Raw genomic sequence first — 25,536 nt, 5'->3', positions numbered from 1 at the left:
GATCCTGATCGACGGTGGCGCCATCGACGATGGTGGCATCGACAATCATGCCTTCCTTCATGATCAGCCCCCGCACGCGCAACATGATGCCGATCTCGTCGATCAGTTGTCGTGTCAGCTCGTCCCCGGCGAGCACGCGCTTCGCCATGCTGTCATGCAGCGTGTCTTGCAGCGCCTCGGCTGACAGCCCATACCACTGCTGAAGGAACCAGACGCGCAGCATCCGCGCCAGTCCGATCGGCTGCCGTCCGCGATGGCTCTTGGCGTAGTACGGCTCGACCACCGCTATCAGGCGCTTCTTGCCGCGATTTTCCGCTTCGGCAAGGCAGATCCGTCGCTTCATCTCCGACTCGTCTCTTGGGTATGCACCCGGCAATACGTACAAGCCACTCAGCGATGACGTTCGCTCTGAATAAATCAGTATTTACATAGCAAATATTTGTCTTGAGTGTTTAACCGGATGTTATATGCGGGCAATAAATGAGCATGCGACGAAAGAATTTTACAAATTTATAATTCGAGCCATTCAGCCGGTTCCATGTCGCTGGATGGTGCGCATCCTCGTTTGCTTATCCATATCCCGCGTTACCTATAAACCTGTTGATCATTTTCTATCCATAGATTTCGTATTCAAAATTGTGTGGCTACGGAAAACAGGATGGACCAAGCCGAAGTCCATGGCGGACGCACCGCATCGAGAAACGAGCGCGCCGCTTACATCACGGAGGAAGACTACTCAAATGGAACACCGTCAACGTTTCGCTCCCAATACGGGCTTGTCGATATTTACCGCAACACTGGCCATCCTCGCGGCGCCAGGCATGGCCCGAGCGCAATCGAGCGTTACCCTGTATGGGAACATCGACACCTTCGTGACAAGCATTCATGCCGCTGGCGTCCCCGCCGTCACGCGCATTGACGCCAGCGGCCTTTTCGGAAGCCGCTGGGGCATCAGAGGCAGTGAGGATCTGGGCGGTGGCAATAAGGCGACGTTCGCGCTGGAGAGCGGGATCAATTCGAACGACGGCACGCAGGCAGATTCGAACCGTCTTTTCAATCGGCAAGCGTGGGTCGGCCTGGCCAGCGGTCAGTATGGTGAAGTGCGGCTCGGGCGCCAGAACAGTCCGCAATTCCTGATGGGCGGCCGCCTGGATGCGTTTTACGCGGCGACGCAGGCGTCAGGCTGGAACAACATGTCCGGCACAACGGTGCGAGCCGACAACGCGATTGGCTATATTTCGCCAGTGATTGCAGGGCTCAGGTTTCAGGGGCTGTATGCACGCGGCGCTGTCTCCGGTGGCGCAATCCTGCCGCAGAATCAAGGAAATCAAAACGTTCATTTTTCGCTGGAGTACGACAGCACGCCGGTCTATCTCGGTGCCAACTACGAGCGGGTGAAGAACGAAACGCTCGGCTATGCGATGACGCGGATGGTGGGCGGCGGTTCGTATACGCTTGACAGCCACTGGCAGTTCTTCTTCTCCGCCAACGACGAGAAAGCCTCTAACGGCACCATACATACCAACCTGCTTGCGACGTCCCTCGCTTACTCATTCACAGGCGCGTCAAGGCTCGCCCTTGGCTACGCATACACCCGCGACCATCTATCCGGCCTCGGCCACGGCAATGCCTCCCAGGTCGGCGCCATGTATAGCTATGCGCTGTCGAAGCGGACAACCCTCTACGCCACTTATTCGCGGCTGAACCAGCAAGGCACGCGCAGCAATTTCGTGCTGGGCGGTGCCGCTGTTGTGGAACCTTCGGCACGCATCAGGTCGGTGCCGGGCGGCGCGATCAACGGCACACAGCTTGGCATTGTCCATTTCTTCTGATACCCGCCCGAGGCCAATCCACCCTATAAGGCAAGAAGGCAAGAAGATTGCCTATGCAATCGAGGGTGACACCGGTCCAGGGAAGACGTTTGGCGAAGGCTTTGCGGGCTTGCACCGTCAACCGGGACACGAGACTGCAGGCAGGGACACGCGCAAGCCGACGTGCGCAGCACACCCCTCGCGCCCGCACCGCATGCATCACACGTCGGCTGCCGTCGCTCGCGCCGCTAGCAGCAAACGCTGCCTTGGCGCGCGCCGGGGGGGGGGGGTCTGTTCCTGCAGCGTCTTCGTGTTTGGCTTGGCACGGCGGAGCGCGTAGTAGCCGGAGCGGCTCACCCGCCCGCCATCTTCGAGCCGGTACATGAGGAGGAGGTCGCCACCAACATGACACTCTCGATAAACCGATAGTTGGCCTGAGAGAGGATGGTCCAGGTATTCCGGCGGTAGCGGACCATCGTTGGCGATCAGGAGCATCATTGCCTCCTTGAGACCGCCCATGTTGTAGCGCCCAGAGTGGGCCGGTCGCTTTCAATCCTTGTCAAATTCCTTGGTCCTGTCGCTGGCTCGCGGCAGGCACGCTGTCTTCTGGTCTTTGGTGGTCATTGAACAATGGGAGAGGAGGGGGACGGAGCATCCATCCCCCTTGCCTGCTTGCGAATTGGCAGCCGAGCCGTCAGGCCGGCCGCTTTGCCCCGCACTCGCCGCAGAAGAGGTCGTCCGCCGCCATAGGGGCGTTGCAGGTGCCGCAGGCCAACGCCACTGCTGCAGGCGCCGCAACTTGCGCAGCCGCCTGAACCGCCGGCTTAGCTTGCGGCGATGCCTTGGCCTCACGCATGCGCTCCGCAGCACGGTCCCGCGCTTGCTCGGCCTGCCGCTTTGCCTGTGCCATGCGTTCCTTCAGCATCGCCTCCGAGTCCGAGAAGTCCATGCCGTTCACGGTCTGCAGATAGATCAGGCAAGTGCCATTGATAAAGGTCAGGAACGGGATCACCAAGGCAATCGTCAGCAGCAAGCCTGCGCCAAAGCCAAACGACTTGGCATAGGCCATGCCATCCTGCAGGGCAGCCATGTCGCCACGGCCATAGCCGCCGCCAAAGCCGCCGCCGTAGGCGCGCCCAAACGGATTGACGTCAGAGAACATAGCCAGCAGCGAGCTCATCGGGCTGGCACCTACCGCGCTCGACAGCGACGCCGACATGACGGCGCCATAGCCCAGGATGCCAAAGACCACGAATGACAGCACCACCACCAACACCAGCAACAGAAACATGTTCACGATCACCTGGAGCAGCCGGTGACGTCCGATCTGCATCAACCGCGCCACCGTCTGCACCGCCGTGTTGCCTTCCCAGATAGCCGGCGCGGCCAGCGGGTATCCCACGTACCCCAGGCCAGCGAACGTTGCGCCAATGACCACCGCCACCAGCGGGAACGCAAACGCGTACAACAGCGGCCCCAGGCCCGGGATCTTGCACAGCAGGAAGATCAGGAGCGCCCCCAGCAGCACCGCCAGGTAGCCCAGCAGCAGCAAGATGCCAACGCCAAGGAACCGGTGCGCGGTGAACACCGCCTGCAGCACCGCATCCACAAAGCCGATGGTGTGCCCCTGCGCCTGCCGCATCAGCGTGATGCCCACGGCGGAATACCCCACCAGCATCACCCCCAGCGTGACCAGACCAAGCAACAGGCCCAGGAAGAAGCTATGCGCGATCGTATAAGTGGTGAGCATGCCCGCGATCAGCGTTGCCACGCCCGCCATGCCGCACATCGCCAACGCGCGCCAGTTGGTGATCGCCTCTGCCGCCCGAAGCAACGCGTAGGAAGGCGCTGCAGCTTTTTCGTTTGTCGTCATGAATTTGTTTATCCGTATTGTTATCGGTTCTGCGGTTGCCTTAGTGATCAACGCAGTGATCGGCTCAGTGATCCAGCACGGCAACGGTGAACGTGTCGCCCACCCGCGCCAGCTGCAGCTGGTTCTCTCGGGTGATGCCAGGCTTGCCATTGAGCACCACTTGGCTCTTCAGGCGATATGTGCCCTGCGGGGCGCCGACCGGCAGCTTCAGCGTGAAGCTGTTGTCAAACTCACCGCTGCCCGGCGCCGAGCTGACGATCTTCTCGCCACGCTTGAATTCCTCTCCGGACGGCGCATAAACGGTCAGGATTTCCTTTACTTCCTGAACCGGCTCGTTGGTGCCGGACACGGCGCGGATCGTCGACTGCAGCTTGATCGCTTCGCCAGCCTTCACGGCACCGTTCGGTGTCACAACGGTGTTGTACGCATTCACCTCCGCAGTGCGCGGCAGGCGATTGCGGTTGCTCACCTTGTACTCGCGATCCACCTCTGCCGCGGTCTTGGTCTGCCGCGTGGCAACCTCGATCACCGCGCATGCAGCCAGACCGGCAGCCGCGCCCCCAATGGCGCCCTTGGTGCCGCCGATCAATGCACCCAAAATGGCACCGCCCGTGCCGAGCGCGGCGCAGCGCAGGACCGTGTCACTGCTGACAGTGCTTTCGCCGCCCTGGGTGGCGCAGCCGCTGGCCAGTAGCGCGCCAAGGGCCGCTACTAGAATCGTCTTCTGGAGTTTCATGATTTGCAGGTAGTTATTCGAGGGAGGTGTTGGAGCGCAGCGCTTCCATCTGCCTGGATTTGGCGTTGCTGATCAAAGCCTTGGCAGCGCGGTTGCCGGCGTCGATAGCCAGGACGCTTTCGCCTGTGGCGATGGCCTTGTCGTATTGGCCTTTGGCGACGTGGCCTTTTGCCTTGCGTAGCAACTCGTCGATCTTTGCGTCCATGGGATCGACCTGCACAACTGGCTTGGCGGGTTTGGCCGGTGGTGTGGGCGTGGGAACGGCCGGCGCCGTGCTGGCGAGCGGAGCCGGTTCCGGTGCGGGCGCGGGGGCGGGTGGCAGGGTGGCCGCCACGGGTGCGCTTGGCTCGGGCTGCGCCGCAGGTTCTTGCGGCTGGATGGGCTGGGCGGGTTCGCTCGGCAGGGTTGCCACCGTGGTTTCAGGCGGCGATGCCGGCTGGGATGCCTGCACCTGCGTCGCTTGGTCGACTGGCGGGGTGGGTTGCTTGCCGCTGTACCACCAGAACAGGCCGCCTCCGGCGACAGCGACGGCCGTGACGATGCCGGCGGCGATTAGTGCTTTCGGCGGTTGTCGTGGTGCTGGCTCTGTGGTGCCTCGGGATGTCGATGTATTGGTGCCTTGCTCCACCGCCGGCGGCGATGCCGGTTGCGCTGGTGCTTCGTACTTGGGATGCTTGGGACCGACGGGCTGAGGCACGTGCTCAGGCTCGACCTGGCGGGTGGCGATGGCTTCGGTCGGTTCCGTACCTTGCGGGAGGGCTGCATCTGGCGTTACGTCGCGGACTAGGGGAGCCTCCAATTGCGCTGGCTCGGCCACTACCTCGGCGGGTGCCACGGCCTCTGGCACTGGCATAGTCGAATGCTGTGAAGCATCTTCTGCATGTACCGAATCCGCGGTCGACGGCCGCGTCCCGCATTTCCTGCAGAACTTTGCGCCAGCTATCAGTTCAGCGCCGCAGCCGCTGCATCCTGCAGCGGCTACCGCCGGTGCTTGCGCTTTGAATGGGGTTCCGCATGTTTTGCAGAAGCGGGCGCCGGCCGGGGTGCTGGCGCCGCAGTTTGTACAGCTTGTCATTCCATTCCCTTGGTTATTGGTATATCGAGGCGCGACTCTCTTGATGAGCATCCGAGCGTCGCCGGCTCAGGAGGGGTTGCACTTGCGCGAGTCCGATTCATCGCAAAGGCGGCTGGGAGGCTGGCGTAGCCGTCATCGGATGCCCGACTTTGCCGCCTTAACGGAAGGTGGGCGTGCGTTCTAAACCCCACGTTGGAGGGGCGGGAAGTCCATTCAACGTGAATGCTGATTCCCGGCGCGCAAAGGGCTTGATGCGCCGGTGCTTGCGTGGGGCGGGCTCATAGACTGTCAACGGCGCTGAGGAAGAGCCAATCGGTGGGATTAAAGTTCGGCCGAAGTCAGCCGTAAGTCTGCAATCTGGTCCGTCTCACATAGCGTACATATGGGGAGAGGCGAGAGCCGATCAGGCAACGGCCGGTGGTAAATTCGGACGCATAGCCCAGTAGAGATATATCGATGACGAGACCCGTATTGACTCGCACACTGCTTTGCCGCTGGGTTGCTTCTGTATCCATCGCAGCTGCGCTTTCTCCTTCAGCGTTGGCAAAGGCGACAGCAGACGAGGAGCTCTTTCGCGTCTTTTCGGCGTGTGACCGGACGTTTTTCGAAAAGCTGACGGAAGAAAGAGCGCAGTGGTCGGAGCGCATGGCGTTGTCCATGACCAATGGGGTCGCCCATCCGACGGTAGAAGATCGTCGGTACGAGCGAATCAATTGGCAAACGCTAAGACAGCCGCTTAGCGTCGCAGGCGTTAGCTTGATTGCCTACCACGATGCGAAGAACGAGGTGCCATCGGCCGATGGAGTCGGTAAGCAAGCTTTCTGGGGATTCCTTGTGGAAGGTGCGCCCGCTAGCATCGTGGCGAAAATTAGGCCTTTCGTCCGAGACGAAGAACGCTTCAAGCCAGCCGTGGGGGTGGATTGGCCAGCGTGGATACGCGGGGAGATGAGGCTGGCAAAGGATCCCGTAGATCAATGGACTAAGATCGACGTTCCACTAGGTGAGGTGCCCAAGCCCGCGACAGTCGAGCGCGTACTTATCGTTGAGCCCGCGGAGACGGGACCAGGAATGAAACTTGTCAACGGCATGTCAGTGATCGAGTGCTCGCTTCAGGGGGATGTATCCCCCGCGCTACTGCACCGCGTACGTCCTGATATGGACGATGCGGTGATTGCGAACTGGTGACATCGCGTGTTCACGAGTGCACTGTGGAATTGGGGGCAGTCGCCGGCTCGAATAGGTCGCGCGATCCGCGGAAATGAACGAGCCAACCTTTTCGCGACCATGTCGTTCTTGTGGATTGAGAAGGCACACCGTAAAGCGGTTGTTTGCCGACCTCCGCTATCTGGCCTGGCGACTGAATTTATTTCTCGACGGCGAACGGCTGCCACACGGAAAGCAGTCGCTCGATTACGAGTTGAACGGAGTCGCGTCCGTCCGCAAGGGACGAACTCGGACGTCGGCGTTTCGTTCCAACCCTGTTCAAAGACGCCATCATCACGGGTCCGGCGAGCGGTCGATTCGAATTCCGTCGGGCCCGTACGTGGATGCCCTTGAAGCCAACGCTGGTGCTGACGCACTCCACTGCGTAGACCCCGATTGACATCCTCCCCAAATCTCCCCGACAATTCCCAGTCACCTCAAACAAAGGTGACCAGGAGTGGAAACCTGCGAAAACATAGGCGACCAGCCGCCGCACGCGGCTAATTTTTCTATGGAACCGCAATGTCCAACTCCTCCGCCCACATCGGCCAGTCCATCCCCTTGCAGTACCCCGAGCGCACGCTCACCCTCTCCCGGCAATCCGACCTGCTCGCCGACCTCATCCGCATCACCTTCCCGGCAGACACCCCCACAAAACTAAGCGTCCAGGAACTAGCCTACCAACTAGACGCGCTGCGCAACGACGCCCAAGGCATCGCGCAGGAAAGCTGCGCCGACTTGCTACGCGTTAGCGCGGGCCTTGGCTCTGTTCTGAGATTGCTGGACTACGACGGCGACGAGGTAGAAGACAGCCACGGTCTGCATTGCTTGCTGACGCCGTTGAAGCAGCAGTTGGATGCGGCTTTGAATCGGGTGCAGGGGTTGCTTTGAGGTAGGGGGAGGGGGGCTTGCGCAGGTTCGGCGCGTGTCGCGCCTGTGCCCCCTCCCAAACAGTCGGTTCACGGCTGTCATTCCACGAACGGAAGCAGGCGCCTTCGTACGCTACGGGAGTCTAGCCCGCAGCCAGTCCCAACGTGTCGGGGGCAGTGTTACATAGCCCTTGCCATCGCGCGCGCCGATGTCATACAGCACATGGTCCTGAAACCAGAGTAAGCGCGGAGCGTCGGGGTCAAGGTACGTGCGTTCTGCGAGTAATTCGTCGCTACGCGCGGCATAAAGGCGAAACAAAGTGCCGTACTCACGCGCCAAATAGCAGGTTTCACCGATGTAGTCGCCAGAATTCTCCCGCTTGCATTCGTGCGCAGTTGATCTGTCTCTAACATCCAAGCCATAGAGAACAAGAAATACAGCAGCGGCGGCGAGCGCTGCCAGCCTGATCGCCGAATGTTGCCGAGGTTCGGCTTTACGAGGTTCGGCTTTGATTTTGGTGCCTGTCTTCATAGATCGAACTCCACAACAAGCGGATCTTGACGGGCGCGTTCAGCCGTTCGCGAAACGCCAGAAGCGTCTTTCGATGCGCGATGTCGGCGGGTGCACAGGCGCCTTCGGCTTTGGCGGTGTGGGCGGCGATCGGGGGCGGTTGCGTAGGAGGGGTGCAGGGCATCCCGTAGGAACTTAGAACGCTTCCACATCCTCAATGGTGCAGCATGCGCGGCTCGCGCCTGAGCACCCACAGTGTGCGGAATGCACTGAACGGTAGCCGCTTTTCTGATCGTTTCATAGCCGCCCTCGTCGCCGAATTTCTCATTGAATTTCGTACTTGTCCGATTGCGGCATAGCGTTTCTCGCTGCACGATACCGTCCTGGTATTTGTGAAAATCACTTGCGGATCGGTGCGCCAGCACTGGCGCAAGGTACATCAGGTTCAAGCCTCATGGCCTTGCGGATCTTGTAACTTCACCTGCAGCGGAGCGTTTGGGTTCAATTCCAGAATAGTCTCATAGACATCCCGTTTCCAAGTCCATAGGCTTGGGAAGCCAAATTCATCGGAGTAGCGGATTTTTTTCGGGAGCCCAAGTCACGTCAGGTGGCCTGGGGTGTTTCGCGTCGCGTCAGGAATGCGCCGAGGGCGCCTGACATCACGGAGCTTACTTGCATGCGTAACCGCTTGCCGTTTTTTTCTCGTACCGTCACCGTGTCCGGTGAGGGGTTGCCGGAACTGATGGGACAGCCGCTGTTGGTGTTTTCTCGCATATCCGGCACTGAGGGCATTAACGCCCTTTTCGAGTACGAACTGGAGTTGAAGACCCCCGACGACCGAAATGCCCTTTACGGTCCGGCAGGCGACTTTGATATGGAAGCCATGCAGGGCAAGGAGCTCACCGTCAGTATTGAACTGGACGGATCTGGCACCGGCCTGGCCGGTGGCCTGGGTCAGGGCACGCGGGAAATCACCGGGCTCGTCACCGAAGTTCGGGGGCCGTTCCATGACAGCGAGCGCATTCTGTACCGGTTGACCCTGCGTCCGTGGCTGTGGCTGGCAACACTGACGAGCAACTACAAGCGGTTCCAGAACATGAACGTACTGGAAATCGTCGAAGCGGTACTCAGCAACTACACCTTCCCCGTCGAGCGTCGCCTGCTGGATAGCCAATATCCTCAGCGCGAATATCAATTGCAGGCCGGTGAAACCGATTACCAGTTCGTGCGGCGCCTGCTCGCGGAATGGGGCATATCGTTCTTCTTCGAGCATTCAAATGGTCACCACCGTCTGGTGCTGACCGATGGCAACGGGGCTTTCGAGGTCATTCCCAGTGCCGCGTATCACACCATCAGCTGGTATCCATCCTCTGACCGGGTTGACGAAGAACACCTCTATCAGTTTGAGGTGCGCGACCGGCTGATCACCGGAAAATGGACGCACGGGGATTACGATTTCAAGCAACCGCGCGCCGACCTCAACGTGTCTGCCGAAGATCCGCGCGACACCAGTCATTCGACCTACGAGCTGTTCGACTGGCCGGGTGACCACGCCGAGCCCGCAAGCGGCAAGGTAGCCCGCGCCGAGGGCGACATGCGGGCGCGCATCCGCATGGAAGCCATCCGCCAGCATGGACACCGTGTGCGCGGCAAAGGGAACGTCCGCGCGATGGCGCCGGGCAATACGTTCACGCTCGCGCGCTCCCTGCGCGAGAAGGCCAACCGCGAGTACCTGGTTTTCGATACGCGCCTGCTGATCGAGGATGTGGGCGAGGTCTCGGGCAGCGGCCAGCAATGGCGCTGCGAGGTGGAATTCGAGGCACAGCCGACCCACGAGATCTTCCGGCCCGAATGGGTCAGCAAGCCTTACATCGGCGGCACGCATGTCGCGAAGATCACCGGTCCGGCCAATCAGGAAATCTGGACCGACGAATTCGGTCGCGTGCGCTGCGAGTTTGCCTGGGACCGCTACGGCAACAGCGACGAGAACAGTTCCTGCTGGATTCGCGTCGCCAATTTTGCATCGGGGAGCCGCTTTGGCAACACGCACCTGCCGCGCATCGGACAGGAGGTCGTTGTGGCCTACCTGGGCGGCGATCCGGATCGGCCGATCATCGTCGGGGTGGTGAACAATCAGGAAAATCTACCGACGTGGAACCTGCCGGGTCAGCACGCGCTGTCCGGCTACCAGAGTAAAGAGCTATTCGGCGAAGGCCGCAACCAAACGCTCTATGACGACACGCAGGGCCAGCAGCAGGTGCAGGTCGCCTCGGCCCACCAGAACAGCCTGCTGGCGCTCGGCCACAACGTCCGCGTGAACGATTGGCAGGGGCGCAAGGAAAAGCGCGGCGAGGGCTTCGAGTTGCGCACCGATGGCAGGGGGGCCATCCGCGCAGACGGGATGCTGATCACCACAGAGGCCCGAGGCAAGGCGGACGGCCATGTGCTGGCAATGCAGGAAACGATCCGGCGGCTGGAACAGGCATTGGCCGAAGCCCGCAACGTGCTGGATGCCAGCGTGGCGGCACTTGCGCAGACCGATGAACAGAAGCATGTGGCGCAGGCCATTGCCGAACAGAACGACGCCATCAAGGGTACAGGCGAAGCGCTGGGCGAACTGTCACAGCCGATGATGGTCATGGCGAGTCCTGCCGGGATCGCCAGTACGACACCGAAGACCACGCACCTGCACAGCGGCGACCATACGGCGCTGACCACCGGCAAGCATTTGTCCATGTCTGCGGGTCACAGCATTGTCGGCAGTGCGGCCAAAGGTGTCTCGCTGTGCGGCCATACCGAAGACGTGAAGCTGATCGCCTGCAAGGGAAAAGTCGCGGTGCAGGCGCAAGACAACGAAATGGAAGTCGTGGCGCGCGACACCCTGAAGGTCACCAGCACCGAAGGCAGGATCGAAGTCACCGCCGCCAAGGAGATCGTGTTCAACGTTGGAGGCACTTACTACCGCATGACGCCCAACGGCATCGAGAGCGGCACCAGTGGCGCATGGACGGTGCACGCGGGCAGCAAGCAATTGACCGGCCCGAAGACTGCCAGCGTGCCGATGCCGAGCTTCGGCAAAAGTTACGAGGGCTTCTACAAGCTGCATTGGGATGGCACCGACCACCTTGCACCGTACCAGCCTTACCGCATTACGCGCACCGATGGCAGCCTCATCGAAGGCGTGACCAATGCTGACGGGGAGACTGCGCTCAAGCTGGCCGAGTTCGGCGAAACCGTAAAGATTGAAATTCTATAAGACAGCTTATGGCGACCCATTCCGCACATCCTTCGCAAAAGCCGCCTGCAAGAACGCCCGCGCGGCCTGCACCGAATCCGGAGTTGACCCTCAAGCCGGGCGGTGCGGTGTGCAAGGTGGTGCTGCCGCTGCGCCCATTGCGCATCTATTTCCAACTGTTTCCGGGTATCTCCCGCACTGAGGCCGAGCGCGGGTTGGCTGGCCTCAGCTACAAACTGCGCATCCCTGGACAAACGGACAGCGAAGGCACGACCGGGGCCAACGGCCAGATTCTCTTGCCGGGCCTGCAACCTGGCATCACAGGCGAACTGGAGATTCTTGGCACGCTGATCCAGTTGACCGCGCGTGACTACAGCGATGACGAGAAGACCGACGGCACGACGACGATGGGCATCCAGGGTGCCAAGCGTCGCCTGATGGTGCTGGGTTACTACGACAAGCCCTATCGGTCCGTACGTCCCGGGCAAGTGGCTGTGTCGCAGATTCCCGATGACACGTTGGACCACATCGAAATCGAGGACGCGATCCTGCGCTTTCAGGTGGACAGCGGCTTTGAGCCCAATGGCGAAATTGAGCGGCACGAACTCGCTGGCAGCAAGATCGATCCGTCGCAGGCGTTTGGCTTTCACCGCGACCTCACTGGCTCGAACGTCAAGCAGTTTCACCCCGACTTCGTCGCCAAGCTGGCAGCGGGCGGCGGCAGCGCCCCTCCGGGCACCATGGAGCCATGTACCGTCCCGCCCCCGCCACGACCGAAAGACAAAGGCACAGCCGGATCTGCCGCGCCGGGACCGTCGCCAAAGCCGCTGGCACGCGAAATCTACGATGGACACCGGTTTGTACCGGTGCGTTTCGTGCGGTACAACGAATCGACCACCTTTCATCCGGGCAGGCCCGAACTGGACGAGCGCGGCTACCGGGAGCATGACGGGCCAATCGTGAGCCTGATGGCTGGACAGAGAATTGACCTGTTGCTGCTGCGCCTGCATGTCGGGGCAAGCGTGCCGCTGAGCTTCGTCAGCACGGATGAAAGCACGGTCAGGATCAGTCAGGTGACGGGTGACCTGATCGAGCTGACGGGCATCGCTGGTCTGCGCAACAAAGCGGAAGGAACGACGGCCGCAATTGAAGTGCGCTATGGCGGTCCCAGCGGGCCGCTACTACATACCCTGGCCGTGCAGGTCTACGCGCCCATCAACGTTGCTGTGGCGGTGCATTTTGTGTCCATTGGGCAGGCCGGAAAGCCGGAGATTCCACGGGTTGCCCCGTCCCTTCAGCGCCCAAGGCTTGGACCCATCTTCGACAAGATCAATGACATCTGGCGGGCAGCGGGGGTTCGCTTTGAGGTCAAGCAATGGCTGAATGACACCATCGACCTGACGCAGGCAGGGGCGATGACCGTCAGGCCTGCCAAAAACGGGCAACCTGCAGTGAACGAGTTCCCCGCGGTGACCAATCTGAATCGCAAGGCGAGGCATCTGAACATGTATGTGGTGGAATCCACAATCGGTAGTGGCATTGGCTGGGGGCTTTGCAATACCGCCCTGGTGGCCGCCGAGCAGATGCATGGTGGCCAGCCTTCCAGTCAGGATCAGCTCATCCAGACTTTCGCCCACGAGATCGGGCATTTTCTCGGACTATGGCACCCCGCAACGCATAACCCCGAGGGGGACGATGTTCACGTGCAAATGCAAGGCAGGGATGAACGCCACAACCTGGAGGATTTCTGGTCTCGCCGGATGCTGATGTATGTCTATACCGGTTTGAACGGCATCGGTCCACTGGACGCCAATACGCGGCAACGAGGACGGCAACAGGATGTTGGCAATGGCTGGCATGTGGGCGGCAAGATGCTGTGTTGCAAGACGGTGCCGAAGGTCGTGTCAAGCGATCCATTTTCTGAAATCGTCACGGCGCGCGGGATCGCACTACTCAACAAGTCTGAATCGTCAACGGAGAAGAAAACGGCATGGGCACCACCGTCCGACAACGCTGGGCAAGGCGTTTTTGCCTGAGTCTGCTGCTCACCTGCACCGTAGCTGTACCACCGGTGTGTGCTGCGCAAGATCAAGTCATACAGGAGCAAACGAATATGCCTGGCCTGGCAAAAATGATCGACAACGAGCAGTGGGATGAAGCTTATGCCTATGTGCGTCGGCAACAGAATGCCATCGTGCCGGAAGTCCGCGCTATCGTGAGCGACCCAAGAACGAGCAGTGCCGCGATGGAAATTGCCTACGGCTTTCTGCGGAAGGTCCCCTCGCTTGAATCGGCGACGTTATTGGCGCAAGGCTTTAGTAACGGAGGAGGTCAAGCAAGCGTACTTGGCTTGATCGAGAACCCTCGTCCCGAGGTTTACCCAATTCTGAAGGGGCAGATGCGACCACCTGCAAAAGAAGGCGACAGGGATCTCCTGCTCACGATGGCGCAAATTCCCGTGCCACCGGAGCAGCGCATCGTCGATCTGAAGCCCTATGTGGGAGCAAAGGACTATGGAGTGCGGGTCGGCGCGGTCTTCGGCCTCGCGCTGCTGGATGACCCCGGCAGCGAGGAGTTGATGGTACACGCCCTAGGCTCGGGGGTTCGCGGCAAGAAGGAAGTCCCACTCATGATCTTCTATCAGTTCCGCGCATGGCGCACGCCGAAATTTGTGCCGGTGCTGATTCCCGTGCTGAACGACCCCATGCCGATCAAGGATATCGGACTGCGCCGCTATAACGCGGATGGCAGCGAATCGGCCATGACACCCCAAGAACTGCGCTATCTACGCGCCCGCGACTACGCGCTGAACATCATTGTCAAGACGCTGAAAATCGACGTGCCGTTCAAGCTCGAGGACGATGTGACCTATTCCAAGGAGCAACGCGAACTGGTCAAGCAGAAGCTGCGCGACTTGGGGTACACGGTGACCGATGAGCCCCATCCGGTCACGAACGGAGTGTAAGCAAGATGGCCGACATGGACCCGCAAGGCATCCCCTCGCCCGAGCCGGACAACAAACCAGCAGCTGGTAACGATTCGCAGCCGACGCCTCGCTGGATGCAGCCGCCGCGAATTTTTGCGCAGCGCATGGGCACCACCGTCCGACAACGCTGGGCAAGGCGTCTTTGCCTGAGCCCGCTGCTTGCCAGCACCATTGCATTGCCACAAACATGGGCTGCGCAAGATCTCGCCATTCCGGAGCAACCGAATATGCCTGGCCTGGCACAAATGATCGACCACGAGCAGTGGGATGAAGCTTATGCCTATGTTCGTCAGCAACAGAATGCCATCGTGCCGGAAGTCCGCGCCATCGTGAGCGACCCAAGAACGAGCGGTACCGCGATGGAAATTGCCTACGGTTTTCTTCGGAAGGTTCCCACGCTTGAATCGGCGACACTACTGGCGCAAGGCTTGGGAAAAGGGGGCGGTCGAACAAGCGTATTTGGCTTGATCGAGAACCCTCGTCCTGATGTCTATCCCATTCTCAAAGCGAAGCTCCAGCCTCCAAAGGAGGAGGAAAACAAGAACCTTCTGCTCACGATGGCGCAGATCCCCGTGCCACCGGAGCAGCGCATCGCCGATCTGAAGCCCTACGTGGGAGCAAAGGACTATGGCGTGCGGGTCGGCGCGGTCTTCGGCCTCGCGCTGCTGGACGACCCCGGTAGTATGGAATTGATGACGCGTGCGCTGGGTGCGGATGACCGCGACGGGAAAACGGTCCCGCTCATGATCTTCTATCAGTTCCGCGCGTGGCGCACGCCGAAATTTGTGCCGGTGCTGATTCCCGTGCTGAACGACCCCATGCCGATCAAGGATATCGGACTGCGCCGCTATAACGCGGATGGCAGCGAATCGGCCATGACACCCCAAGAACTGCGCTATCTACGCGCCCGCGACTACGCGCTGAACATCATTGTCAAGACGCTGAAAATCGACGTGCCGTTCAAGCTCGAGGACGATGTGACCTATTCCAAGGAGCAACGCGAACTGGTCAAGCAGAAGCTGCGCGACTTGGGGTACACGGTGACCGATGAGCCCCATCCGGTCACGAACGGAGTGTAAGCAAGATGGCCGACATGGACCCGCAAGGCATCCCCTCGCCCGAGCCGGACAACAAACCAGCAGCCGGTAACGATTCGCAGCCGACGCCTCGCTGGATACCGCCGCAGCGAATTTTTGAGCAGCGTCTCGCCGATGTGCAGCGTGCCCGGAATCCGATCTTGGAGGCATCAGGGCGCTTGGTTCGTTGTCTCTGCGACCTACCGGAGCGGTTGGCTCCGGCGGAAACGGAACGTCTGCGCGAGTTGATCAACGAAGAGCTGGACACGTTCAAGGCACTGGTCGAGCGCGCCAACGTCAAGCGCGAACATGTCATTGCCTCGCACTATGCCATCTGCACGGCGCTGGACGACGTAGTCTTGCAGCAAGAATGGGGGCAGGGCTGGTGGGCCAGCCACAGTCTGCTGGTTCAACACCACCAGGACAATCTGGGCGGCGAGAAGGTATATCAAGTGCTGGGCCGTCTGGTGGAATCGCCTCACGAGCATATTGCGGTCATCGAACTGATCTACTACTTGATGTCCCTGGGATTCATGGGGCGTTATCGCACGATGACCGACGGAGACCGGCAGCACCACACGATTCGGCAGCGCTTGTACGACTTGCTGTTGAAGCACTACGGCCCCGTCCCCCAAGAACTGTCGCCGCACATTGAAGCCGCGCCGCCGGGGCGCTTTCCTCGTCTGTACAGTGTGTCGCCGTGGATGACGGCTGCAGTGCTTGCCGTGGTTCTCCTGGGGATGTTCGCTTGGATGAAACGCGAGTTGCTGCTCAGGCAGCATGATCTGCTGCAGCAGATTGAGGCCATTGGCAGGATGACGCCGCCACCGTGGCCCCAGGCGCTGCATCTGGCCGAATGGCTCAAGGATGAGATCGCACGTGGCGTGGTGACGGTCCACGACAACGACCGGGGCGCCACTGTTGTATTCCGGGGCGATGACATCTTCCGTGCCGGTCAGGCTGATGTGAACAAGCGACTGTTGCCAACGCTCAACAAGGTGGCCAGCGAAATCAACAAGGTGCAAGGTAAGGTGCAAGTGATTGGCCACAGCGACAACCAGCCCATCAAGAGCGTGCGCTTTCCGTCCAATCAGGTGTTATCCGAAGAACGCGCCGCCGTCGTCAGTGCTTATCTTGCAAGTCAAGGGGTCGCCAAGGGCCGGCTCGAAGCGATTGGCAAGGGGGATAGCGAACCCGTTGGCGATAACAAGACCATCGCTGGTCGCGCTGCAAACCGGCGTGTCGAAGTGGTGGTAACCCAATAGTCGAATAGTCGGATAGTCGAATAGTCGCAAAGCCAATCCAAATGCCAAGGAAACTCATCAAGAAAGGCGACAAGACCACGCATGGCGGCGAAGTCATCAGTGGGTCCGCCAGCGATTTGCTGGACGGCCAGCCAATGGCGCGCCTGGGTGATCTCGTCAGTTGCCCGCTGATCTACCCGGATGGCCGGCCGCACGGCACTAACAAGATCGTGGAGGCGAGCTCCGGGCTAACGGTCGAAGGCGGCGTCGTGGCTTGCGAGGGGGACCGCACAGCGTGTGGCTGCCAGTTGATTGCGAACACCGACACGAGTGCGGGGGCATAGTCAGATGCGCGATTTTTCCTGCCTGTCCTGGTCCCCTGAACTGTCTTATCTGCAGGCGGGAATGATCGCCGCCAAGGTTGCGAAGCGAGTCGTGTTGCGTGCAGACGGCGGTCTTTCCAGCATCGTGAGTGCCGGCGTGGTGGAGGTTACTTATCCTGCCGAGCCGGTGACGCTGCGTTTGGACCGCGTGGCGAGCATGGACATCGGTGACCCGGCACAGGTCATTGAACACGACATGACGGGTGTGGCCGGCATGATTTCGCATGACATTCACTTTCACGATGGCAGCCGTGCCCAATACGCCGTCAATGCGCATGGGAAAATCGTGGCGTTCGAAGCAAAATCGATCGCGCTGGAGATCAGCGCAGACAACCACGTAAAGCTGATATCGACACCTGTGCCATCCTGGGCGGCCAAGCTGCACGCACGTCTCGATGCACGCAAGACCTTGCGCCTTGCTTTGCTGGCCGGGGGCATGCTGGCGCTCGGCCTGCTGCTCGGCTGGTTTCTGCCGGCGTGGCTGGCTGTGTCGAATCCCTTTGCCTTGGGGTGCCTGCTGATCATCGGGTTGGCGTTGGGCGCGGCAGGATTCGCCTGGCGCATTCCTCGCAGCCTGCCTGTCGCACTTGGCGTCTGCAACGCCATTGCATTGCCCCTCGTGTGGGTGCTGTTTCAGCTACGGCCGCTAGCCCCCGGGTTACCGAGCCCAACGATTCACCGCGATGCGGCGGTCTTGTTTTCCTTGGAATTCGTCGTGCTGGCGGGTCTGATACTGACGATTCTGCACTACCGTAGACATGCACCTGCGACCGTTCATGTTGTGCACCGGATCGACGGCAGGTATCTGGTCGAACAAGAGTCATCCTGTCTACTTGGCATCAGGCTGAATGGCGAAACATTTTGAGGCGCGCATGATAGTGCCGGTCGATTTATACCCCTCAGGGACTTTTTTCGGCGAGCGTGCCGGGTATCAGCGAGGTGATAAGGGGGTGATCTACATCTACGCGCGACCTTTGATCCGCCTATCGCGTGTTGAGTGCGCGTGCCGTGTGGAGGGGCCGGGGTAGGGGGCTTGCTTCGGTTGGGCGCGTGGCGCTCTTGCGGGCTTCCGCCCTCTCCCCCGCCCCTCTCCCGCAGGCGGGAGAGGGGAGGCAACAGAGCGGAGGGTGAAACGGCTCTGGTGTCTTTGAACCAAGGCGACGAGCGTCGCCCGGTTTATCGGTTGCAGCTTACTTGATACCCAAGCGCCACAACGAAGTCACCTCAGCCGCGCGCGCGGCATGCAGCGGGTCGGTCATGTCCGCAGCCTTCGGGTGGTTGGGCTTGACCTCCAGCCGCCCCAGCACCTTCAGCCCGGCTGCATCGATCCAGCCCAGCAACTGGTCCCGCGTGCGCAGGCCCAGGTGTTCCGCCAGGTCCGACAGCAGCAGCCAGCCTTCGCCCTTGGGCTCCAGGTGATCCGCCAGCCCGGCGATAAAGCCCTTCAGCATCTGGCAGTCCGGGTCATACACCGCGCGTTCGATCGGCGAGTTGGGGCGTGCCGGTACCCACGGCGGGTTGCAGACCACCAGCGGGGCGCGGCCTTCGGGGAAGAGGTCGGCTTCCACCACTTCGACCTGGGCGGCGGCCTTCAGGCGGTGGATGTTGTCGCTGGCGCAGGCGAGTGCGCGCGGGTCCGTGTCGGTGGCGATCACGCGCTTGACGCCGCGCTGGGCCAGCAAGGCGGCCAGCACGCCGGTGCCGGTGCCGATGTCGAAGGCAAGGTTGAGGGCGCCGGCGGGTAGCTGGGCTTTGGCGACCAGGTCGATGTATTCGCCGCGCACGGGGGAGAACACGCCGTAGTAGGGGTGGATGCGTTCGGCCAGGGCGGGGATTTCCACGCCTTTCTTACGCCACTCGTGGGCGCCGATCAGGCCGAGGAGTTCGCGCATGGATGCCACGTAGGGGGCGTCGACCTCGCCGTAGGCTTCGAGGCAGGCTTCGCGCACGTCGGGGGAGCGGCGCAGGGGCACGAGGTGGTCGGCGTCAAAGGGCAGCAGCAGCATGGAGAGCGTGCGGGCGCGCTGGGACTGGGCCTGGCGGTGCAGGTGGAAGGCTTCGGTGGGGGTGGGCTTGGCCTTGGGCACCTTGGATGCCTTGGCGGCTTTCTTGGGCTTGTCGGCGCGGCGTGCCAGGGCCTGGAGCAGCTGGCGGGCGTTCTGGAAGTCGCCGCGCCAGAGCATGGCGGTGCCTTCGCAGGCGAGGCGGTAGGCGGTGTCGGCGGTGGTGGTGTCGTCAGCGATGACGACGCGCTTGGGCGGGGGCGTGCCGGCTTCGGATTGCCAGTTTGCGCTGCGTTCTTCGCCGTTTTCGGTCCAGTGGATGGTGGCTTGCTCTGTCATAGGGTCTTTCTGGCTGCCTGGGGCGGCCAATGGGTTGTGCTGCGTTGTGCTGATAAGTCTGGCCAACCGGGGTTGGCCATTCAAGGTGATCCGTCCCTGCCGCGCGCCGGTTGCATCCGGGGCGCCGTGGCGGGGCTGGCATGGCGCGGCTGATGGCTATCCATATTTGGTCAGCCGCGCTGGATGGGGTGCGTCAGAGTTCGTAGGCTTCGTGGTCGCCCGACATGGCTTGTTCTACCAGCTTGCGGTTGAGCGTTGGGGAGAACAGCTCAATAAAGGTATACACAAAGCTGCGCAGGTAGGCGCCTTGCTTCACAGCCAGGTGCGTCACATTGGTGCCGAACAGGTGCCCGGCGGGGATGCCGCGCAGGTTGCGGTCGCGCTCGGCGTCAAAGGCGACGCCGGCGACGATGCCAATGCCCAGGCCGATTTCCACATAGGTCTTGATGACGTCGGCGTCGATGGCTTCCAGGATGATGTCGGGCTTGAGGTGGCGCAGCTCGAAGGCTTTGTCGATCTTGGGGCGGCCGGCGAAGTTGGGATCATAAGTGATGAGCGGGTAACCCATCAGGTCTTCCAGCGCCAGGTGCTTCTTTTCCAGCAGGGGGTGGTCGGGGGGCATGACGACCACGTGCTGCCATTGGTAGCCGGGCAGGGAGATGAGGTTTTTGTCGGCCGAGATGCCTTCGGTGGCGATCCCGATGTCGGCGTGGTCGTGCAGCACCATGTCGGCGATCTGGGTGGGATTGCCCTGTTGTATGGAAAGGCGCACTTTAGGGTAGCGCTTGGTAAACTCCGCGATCACCCGGGGCAGGGCGTAACGCGCCTGCGTGTGGGTGGTGGCGATGGTGAAGTTGCCCTGGTCCTGGGCGGCGTAGTCCTTGCCTACGCGTTTCAGGCTTTCCACTTCTTGCAGGATCTTCTCTACCGACTCCAGGATGCGGCGGCCGGGCTCCGTCAGGCTGCGGATGCGCTTGCCGTGGCGGGTAAAGATGTCCACGCCGAGCTCTTCTTCCAGCTCGATGATGGCTTTGGAGACACCCGGTTGTGACGTGTAGAGCGCTTTAGCGGCTTCGGTCAGGTTGTAGTTCTGACGTACGGCTTCGCGCACAAAGCGGAACTGATGCAGGTTCATATAACTGTGTTCGTATAAACAAACAACTTCTTATTAGTTTGAGATATGAGGCCAGTTTATTACGATTCTCGAACTTTGTTAATGAACGGTCGGAACCTCCGTGTGCTTGCCTCACTTTTAGGCAGCAACGGGCGCTTACCGGCCAGGTGAACCCCAATGTCTCTTGCCTATACCGTTTCTGGTCTGCTAGTAGGCGTCCTCGTCGGTCTGACCGGGGTAGGCGGGGGTTCGCTCATGACGCCGCTGCTGACCCTGATATTCGGCTTTTCGCCGGCCACGGCGGTCGGCACGGACCTGGCTTTCGCCGCCATCACCAAGGGTTTCGGCACGCTGGCGCACCGCGCCCACGGCCATGTGCAGTGGCAGGTGGTGCGCCGCCTGTGCATCGGCAGCCTGCCGGCCGCGGTGGTGGCCATCCTGGTGCTCAAGAGCGCCGGCGAGCTTAACGCGCAGTGGCTGCACGCGATCCGCCTGACCATCGGCGTGTCGGTGATCCTGACGGTATTGTCGCTGCTGTTCCGCAAGCAGATGCTGGCCTGGCTGTCGCGCAACCCCCGTTTCCAGCTTGAAGGCCGCGCCCAGACCATTGCCACCATCGTGGTGGGCGCCGTGATCGGCGTGCTGGTGACGGTGTCCTCGATCGGCGCCGGTGCGGTTGGCGCCACCTTGATCCTGCTGCTCTATCCCCGCATGAAGCCTGCCGAAGTGGCGGGCACCGATATCGCCTACGCCGTCCCGTTGACGGCGCTTGCCGGCCTGGGCCATGTGTGGCTGGGCACGGTGAACTGGACCCTTTTGCTGGCCTTGCTGGTGGGCTCGATCCCCGGCATCTGGCTGGGCGCGCAACTGTCGCGGGCGTTGCCCGAGCGGCTGGTGCGTGCCGCGCTGGCTACCACGCTGACGCTGGTCGCCATCAAGCTCGTCTCCTGAATTCAACGAATACTGAACGGACCCACACCATGTATCAGTACGACCAATACGACCAGCGCATCGTCAACGAGCGCGTAGCCCAGTTCCGTGACCAGGTGCGCCGCCGCCTGTCCGACGAGCTGACCGAGGAAGAATTCCTGCCGCTGCGCTTGCAAAACGGCCTGTACATGCAGCGCCATGCCTACATGCTGCGCGTGGCGATTCCGTACGGCCTGCTGTCGAGCAAGCAGATGCGCATGCTGGGCCATATCGCGCGCGAGTATGACCGCGGCTACGGCCACTTCTCCACCCGCCAGAACATCCAGTACAACTGGATGGAGCTGGAGCGCGTGCCCGACGTGCTGGCGGAGCTGGCCAGCGTCGAGATGCACGGCATCCAGACCTCCGGCAACTGCGTGCGCAACATCACCACCGACCACTTCGCCGGCGTTGCGCCCGATGAGTCCGTGGACCCGCGCGTGCTGGCTGAGCTGCTGCGCCAGTGGAGCACGTTCCAGCCGGAATTTGCGTTCCTGCCGCGCAAGTTCAAGATCGCCATCTCCGCTTCGGCCGATGACCGCGCCGTGGTGCAGATGCACGATATCGGCATCTACGCTTACCGCAACGCCCAGGGCGAAACGCGCCTGCGCATCCTGGCCGGCGGCGGCCTGGGCCGCACCCCGATCCTGGGTTCGGTGATCAAGGAAGACCTGCCCTGGCAGCACCTGCTGTCGTACGTGGAATCGGCCATTCGCGTGTACAACCGCTATGGACGCCGCGACAACAAGTACAAGGCGCGCATCAAGATCCTGGTGAAGGCGATCGGCGCGGAGAAGTTCGCGCAGGAAGTCGAGGAAGAATGGCAGCACAGCAAGGATGGCCCCGCCACCATCACGCAGGCCGAGTTCGACCGCGTGGCGCAGTACTTCGCGCCCCCGGCCTACGACAAGCTGCCGGACACCGATGCTTCGTATGAAAAGCACCTGCTGGAAGACAAGGCGTTCGCGCGCTGGGTGAGCCGCAGCGTGCATGCGCACAAGGTGCCGGGCTACGCGGCGATCACGCTGTCGACCAAGCCCGGCCCCGCATCGCCCCCGGGAGATGCCACCGATGCGCAGATCGACCTGGTGGCGGATCTGGCCGACCGCTACGGCTACGGCGAGCTGCGCGTGGCGCACGAGCAGAACCTGGTGCTGCCGGACGTGAAGAAGCGCGACCTGTACGCGCTGTGGCAAGAGGCCAAGAAGGGCGGCCTGGCCACCGCCAACATCGGCCTGCTGACCGACATCATCGCCTGCCCGGGCGGCGATTTCTGCTCGCTGGCCAATGCCAAGTCGATCCCGATCGCGCTGGCCATCCAGGAGCGTTTCGACAACCTGGACTACGTGCACGACCTGGGCGAGATCTCGCTCAATATCTCGGGTTGCATCAACGCTTGCGGCCACCACCACGTTGGCAACATCGGCGTGCTGGGCGTGGATAAGGACGGCGAAGAGTGGTACCAGGTGACGCTGGGCGGCGCGCAAGGCAACAAGAGCGCCATCGGCAAGGTGATTGGCCCGTCGTTCAAGGCTGAGGAAATGCCGGACGTGGTGTCGCACATCATCGACACCTATGTGGCCAACCGCCATGACGACGAACGCTTCATCGACGTGCTGGGCCGTATCGGCATCGCCCCGTTCAAGGAACGCGTCTACGCCGACAAACAACGCGAACGCGCCGAAGCCTGAGCACCGGAGATAACGACATGGCAAAGATTATTCAACTGCAACGCGGCGAAGGCGCCAACCCGGTTCCGGTCATCATCGACGACGCATGGACGGTGCTGCGCGGTGCCGAGGGCGCGGCCCTGACCGACGAGCAGATCGCCGCCGCCGCGCAAGGCAAGGACGCTGTGCTGTTCCCGCTGGCCGCATGGCTGGCGCACAAGGACGGCGTGCTGGCTGGCCGCGCTGCCGACATCACCGGCATCTGGCTGGCGCCGGAAGACGAGCCGGCCGACGCGCAGGCCGCGTTTGCCAGCGTGGCCGTGGTGGCGGTGGATTTCCCCGTGTTCCGCGATGGCCGTGGTTTTTCCACCGCCTACCTGCTGCGCACCCGCTACAACTGGACCGGCCAGCTGCGCGCCATTGGCGACGTGCTGCGCGACCAGCTGAATTTCATGAAGCGCTGCGGCTTTGACGCCTTCGCGGTGCGCGCGGACAAGAACATCGATGACGCCATCAAGGGTTTCACCGAGTTCACCGTGGCTTACCAGGCATCGGTGGATGAGCCGCTGCCGCTGTTTCGCCGCAACCGCGCCGAAGCGCTGGGCAAGGAAACGGCATGAGCGAGATTGCAATCGTCGAGGCTGCCGTCTCGTCACTGCGCCCGCCGGCGCTGTGGACCGCGCCGGAGTACACCGGCAGCGTGGCGGACCTGGAGGCCAAGGAGCGCGCGCTGGGCCTGCGCCTGGCGGAGATCGCCGGCCGCTTTTTCCGCGCCCGCTTTGCGTCCAGCCTGGCGGCCGAAGACATGGTGGTGACCGATGCCATCCTGCGCGGCACCGAGGCCGTGCGCGCCGGCATCCGCGTGTTCACGCTGCAAACCGGACGCCTGCATGCCGAGACGCTGGCGGTGCTCGATGAGGTCAAGGCGCATTACGGCTACGACATCGAGCGCTTCACGCCGGACCCCGAGGCGGTGGAGAACTACCTGAAGAACCATGGCCTGAACGCGTTTTACGACAGCGTGGACCTGCGCAAGAGCTGCTGCGGCATCCGCAAGGTGGAGCCGCTGAACCGCGCGCTGTCCCACGCGGACGCCTGGCTGACCGGCCAGCGCCGCGAGCAGGCGGTGACGCGCTCGGAGCTGCCGTTCGAGGAAATGGACGAGGCACGCGGCATTCCCAAGTTCAACCCGCTCGCCGACTGGAGCGAGGCTGAGGTGTGGGCTTACCTGAAGCGCCATCAAGTGCCGGTCAACGCGCTGCATGCCAAGGGTTACCCCAGCATCGGCTGCGAGCCTTGTACGCGTGCCGTGCGCGCTGGCGAGGATGTACGCGCCGGGCGGTGGTGGTGGGAGAGCAAGGACTCGAAAGAGTGCGGGCTTCACGAACAGAACATCAAGCATTGAGGCCAGACGAAATGGGCATCATGAACGAACTGACCGGCGCGCCGGAAGTGGCGCACCTGCTGCAAGTGCAAAACGATCACCTCGACAAGCTCGAGGCGGAATCCATCTACATCATCCGCGAGGTGGTGGCGGAGTGCCGCAACCCGGCGCTGCTGTTCTCGGGCGGCAAGGACTCGATCGTCATGCTGCACTTGGCGCTCAAGGCCTTCCGCCTGGGCGACCGCAAGACCGAGTTGCCGTTCCCGCTGGTGCATATCGACACCGGCCACAACTACCCGGAAGTGATCACGTTCCGTGACCAGCGCGTGGCCGAGCTTGGCGCGCGCCTGGTGGTGGGCCATGTGGAAGATTCCATCAAGCGCGGCACCGTGCGCCTGCGCAAGGAAACCGACTCGCGCAATGCCGCGCAAGCCGTGACCCTGCTGGAAACCATCGAAGCCAACAAGTACGACGCGCTGATGGGCGGCGCCCGCCGCGACGAAGAAAAGGCGCGTGCCAAGGAACGCATCTTCTCCTTCCGCGACGAGTTCGGCCAATGGGACCCGAAGGCCCAGCGCCCGGAACTGTGGAGCCTGTACAACGCCCGCATGGCGGCCGGCGAGCAGATGCGTGTGTTCCCGATCTCCAACTGGACCGAGCTGGACGTGTGGCAGTACATCGCCCGCGAAGAGCTTGAGCTGCCCCCGATCTACTACGCGCACCAGCGCGAAGTGGTGAAGAAGAACGGCCTGCTGGTGCCGGTCACGCCGATCACGCCGAAGCAGGACGGCGACGTCAGCGAAGTGTTGTCCGTGCGTTTCCGCACCGTGGGCGACATCAGCTGCACCTGCCCGGTGGCCAGCGTTGCGGCCTCGCCGATCGAGATCATCGCCGAGACGGCCGTGACCGAGATCACCGAGCGCGGCGCCACGCGGATGGACGACCAGACGAGCGAAGCGTCCATGGAACGCCGCAAGAAAGAAGGCTACTTCTAACTCCGGACGCATATGCGGGCACATCGCGTCGTTGCGCGGGTGCTCGTGTACCGATGTACA

21 protein-coding genes and 3 pseudogenes are annotated in these 25,536 nt (G+C 61.8%); 15 read left to right on the top strand and 9 right to left on the bottom strand.

The features are described 5' to 3' along the window. Positions 1–22 precede the first annotated feature (22 nt). Positions 23–343 (bottom strand): annotated as a pseudogene (locus RR42_RS16360) (transposase); the annotation flags it as partial. 397 nt (positions 344–740) lie between these two features. Between RR42_RS16360 and RR42_RS16355 the strand changes: the two are divergent. Beyond that, positions 741–1,832: a porin gene (locus RR42_RS16355; protein WP_043348974.1), complete on the top strand. Its 1,092-nt coding sequence runs from the start codon at positions 741–743 to the stop codon at positions 1,830–1,832. Between the two features lie 198 nt (positions 1,833–2,030). Here the strand turns inward: RR42_RS16355 and RR42_RS16350 are convergent. The 5 genes and pseudogenes from RR42_RS16350 to RR42_RS41755 all read right to left on the bottom strand — a co-directional run. Continuing rightward, positions 2,031–2,336: pseudogene (locus RR42_RS16350) on the bottom strand (type II toxin-antitoxin system YafQ family toxin); the annotation flags it as partial. 169 nt (positions 2,337–2,505) lie between these two features. Beyond that, complete coding sequence (locus RR42_RS16345; RefSeq protein ID WP_043348971.1) at positions 2,506–3,684, bottom strand: DUF883 domain-containing protein; 1,179 nt, start codon at positions 3,682–3,684, stop codon at positions 2,506–2,508. A gap of 64 nt (positions 3,685–3,748) precedes the next feature. Beyond that, a complete protein-coding gene (locus RR42_RS16340) occupies positions 3,749–4,420 on the bottom strand; it encodes a hypothetical protein (protein ID WP_043348968.1) in 672 nt (223 codons plus the stop codon). A gap of 13 nt (positions 4,421–4,433) precedes the next feature. Continuing rightward, positions 4,434–5,273 (bottom strand): hypothetical protein, encoded by an 840-nt coding sequence (locus tag RR42_RS38640; protein ID WP_236701923.1) that lies wholly within the window; start codon positions 5,271–5,273, stop codon positions 4,434–4,436. Positions 5,274–5,342: 69 nt separating this feature from the next. Next, a pseudogene (locus RR42_RS41755) lies at positions 5,343–5,495 on the bottom strand (double zinc ribbon domain-containing protein); the annotation flags it as partial. A gap of 471 nt (positions 5,496–5,966) precedes the next feature. On the opposite strand from RR42_RS41755, the gene RR42_RS16330 reads away from it, so the two are divergent. Both RR42_RS16330 and RR42_RS16325 read left to right on the top strand, forming a co-directional pair. Further along, complete coding sequence (locus tag RR42_RS16330) at positions 5,967–6,680, top strand: hypothetical protein (protein WP_144409839.1); 714 nt, start codon at positions 5,967–5,969, stop codon at positions 6,678–6,680. A 540-nt stretch (positions 6,681–7,220) separates the two neighbouring features. After that, positions 7,221–7,589 (top strand): DUF1484 family protein, encoded by a 369-nt coding sequence (locus RR42_RS16325; protein ID WP_052494662.1) that lies wholly within the window; start codon positions 7,221–7,223, stop codon positions 7,587–7,589. Positions 7,590–7,700: 111 nt separating this feature from the next. Here RR42_RS16325 and RR42_RS38635 read toward each other — a convergent pair whose 3' ends face one another. Beyond that, on the bottom strand, positions 7,701–8,099 hold the full coding sequence (locus tag RR42_RS38635; RefSeq protein ID WP_144409838.1) for a hypothetical protein: 399 nt from the start codon (positions 8,097–8,099) through the stop codon (positions 7,701–7,703). Positions 8,100–8,754: 655 nt separating this feature from the next. Here RR42_RS38635 and RR42_RS16320 point away from each other — a divergent pair. Genes RR42_RS16320 through RR42_RS16290 form a run of 7 tightly spaced genes read left to right on the top strand, consistent with a single transcriptional unit; the run spans position 8,755 to position 17,867 of the window. Next, positions 8,755–11,334: a type VI secretion system Vgr family protein gene (locus RR42_RS16320; protein WP_043348960.1), complete on the top strand. Its 2,580-nt coding sequence runs from the start codon at positions 8,755–8,757 to the stop codon at positions 11,332–11,334. 8 nt (positions 11,335–11,342) lie between these two features. Further along, positions 11,343–13,349: a zinc-dependent metalloprotease family protein gene (locus tag RR42_RS16315; RefSeq protein ID WP_144409837.1), complete on the top strand. Its 2,007-nt coding sequence runs from the start codon at positions 11,343–11,345 to the stop codon at positions 13,347–13,349. Continuing rightward, positions 13,304–14,278 carry a hypothetical protein gene (locus tag RR42_RS39710; protein ID WP_144409836.1) on the top strand — a complete coding sequence of 325 codons (975 nt, stop codon included), beginning with the start codon at positions 13,304–13,306 and terminating at the stop codon, positions 14,276–14,278. Before RR42_RS16315 ends, RR42_RS39710 begins: the two co-directional genes overlap by 46 nt. 5 nt (positions 14,279–14,283) lie before the next feature. Then, positions 14,284–15,378 carry a hypothetical protein gene (locus RR42_RS39705; protein WP_144409835.1) on the top strand — a complete coding sequence of 365 codons (1,095 nt, stop codon included), beginning with the start codon at positions 14,284–14,286 and terminating at the stop codon, positions 15,376–15,378. Positions 15,379–15,383: 5 nt separating this feature from the next. After that, on the top strand, positions 15,384–16,640 hold the full coding sequence (tssL, locus tag RR42_RS16300; protein ID WP_144409834.1) for a type VI secretion system protein TssL, long form: 1,257 nt from the start codon (positions 15,384–15,386) through the stop codon (positions 16,638–16,640). Positions 16,641–16,681: 41 nt separating this feature from the next. After that, the gene (locus RR42_RS16295) at positions 16,682–16,963 is read left to right on the top strand and encodes a PAAR domain-containing protein (protein ID WP_043348947.1); all 282 of its coding nucleotides are present in this window, start codon (positions 16,682–16,684) and stop codon (positions 16,961–16,963) included. Positions 16,964–16,967: 4 nt separating this feature from the next. After that, positions 16,968–17,867 (top strand): hypothetical protein, encoded by a 900-nt coding sequence (locus RR42_RS16290; RefSeq protein WP_144409833.1) that lies wholly within the window; start codon positions 16,968–16,970, stop codon positions 17,865–17,867. 325 nt (positions 17,868–18,192) lie between these two features. Here RR42_RS16290 and RR42_RS16285 read toward each other — a convergent pair whose 3' ends face one another. Both RR42_RS16285 and RR42_RS16280 read right to left on the bottom strand, forming a co-directional pair. Further along, the gene (locus RR42_RS16285; RefSeq protein ID WP_043348939.1) at positions 18,193–19,344 is read right to left on the bottom strand and encodes a 50S ribosomal protein L11 methyltransferase; all 1,152 of its coding nucleotides are present in this window, start codon (positions 19,342–19,344) and stop codon (positions 18,193–18,195) included. Between the two features lie 193 nt (positions 19,345–19,537). After that, on the bottom strand, positions 19,538–20,479 hold the full coding sequence (locus RR42_RS16280; protein ID WP_043348936.1) for a CysB family HTH-type transcriptional regulator: 942 nt from the start codon (positions 20,477–20,479) through the stop codon (positions 19,538–19,540). 156 nt (positions 20,480–20,635) lie between these two features. Here RR42_RS16280 and RR42_RS16275 point away from each other — a divergent pair, with 156 nt between their 5' ends. From RR42_RS16275 to cysD, 5 genes are read left to right on the top strand one after another with little or no spacing between them, the layout of a single operon-like run. After that, positions 20,636–21,409 carry a sulfite exporter TauE/SafE family protein gene (locus RR42_RS16275; RefSeq protein ID WP_043348932.1) on the top strand — a complete coding sequence of 258 codons (774 nt, stop codon included), beginning with the start codon at positions 20,636–20,638 and terminating at the stop codon, positions 21,407–21,409. Positions 21,410–21,438: 29 nt separating this feature from the next. Continuing rightward, on the top strand, positions 21,439–23,118 hold the full coding sequence (locus tag RR42_RS16270) for a nitrite/sulfite reductase (RefSeq protein ID WP_043348929.1): 1,680 nt from the start codon (positions 21,439–21,441) through the stop codon (positions 23,116–23,118). A gap of 17 nt (positions 23,119–23,135) precedes the next feature. Then, positions 23,136–23,717 (top strand): DUF934 domain-containing protein, encoded by a 582-nt coding sequence (locus RR42_RS16265; protein WP_043348925.1) that lies wholly within the window; start codon positions 23,136–23,138, stop codon positions 23,715–23,717. After that, positions 23,714–24,502 carry a phosphoadenylyl-sulfate reductase gene (locus tag RR42_RS16260; protein ID WP_043348922.1) on the top strand — a complete coding sequence of 263 codons (789 nt, stop codon included), beginning with the start codon at positions 23,714–23,716 and terminating at the stop codon, positions 24,500–24,502. Before RR42_RS16265 ends, RR42_RS16260 begins: the two co-directional genes overlap by 4 nt. Positions 24,503–24,513: 11 nt before the next feature. After that, positions 24,514–25,476, top strand: coding sequence for a sulfate adenylyltransferase subunit CysD (cysD, locus tag RR42_RS16255; protein WP_043348919.1), 963 nt, complete (start codon positions 24,514–24,516; stop codon positions 25,474–25,476). Positions 25,477–25,536: the final 60 nt, after the last annotated feature.

The organism is Cupriavidus basilensis (assembly GCF_000832305.1).
Taxonomy (GTDB): domain Bacteria; phylum Pseudomonadota; class Gammaproteobacteria; order Burkholderiales; family Burkholderiaceae; genus Cupriavidus; species Cupriavidus basilensis_F.
Note: the sequence above shows the minus strand (reverse complement) of the source record. Positions and strands in the feature narration are given on the sequence as shown.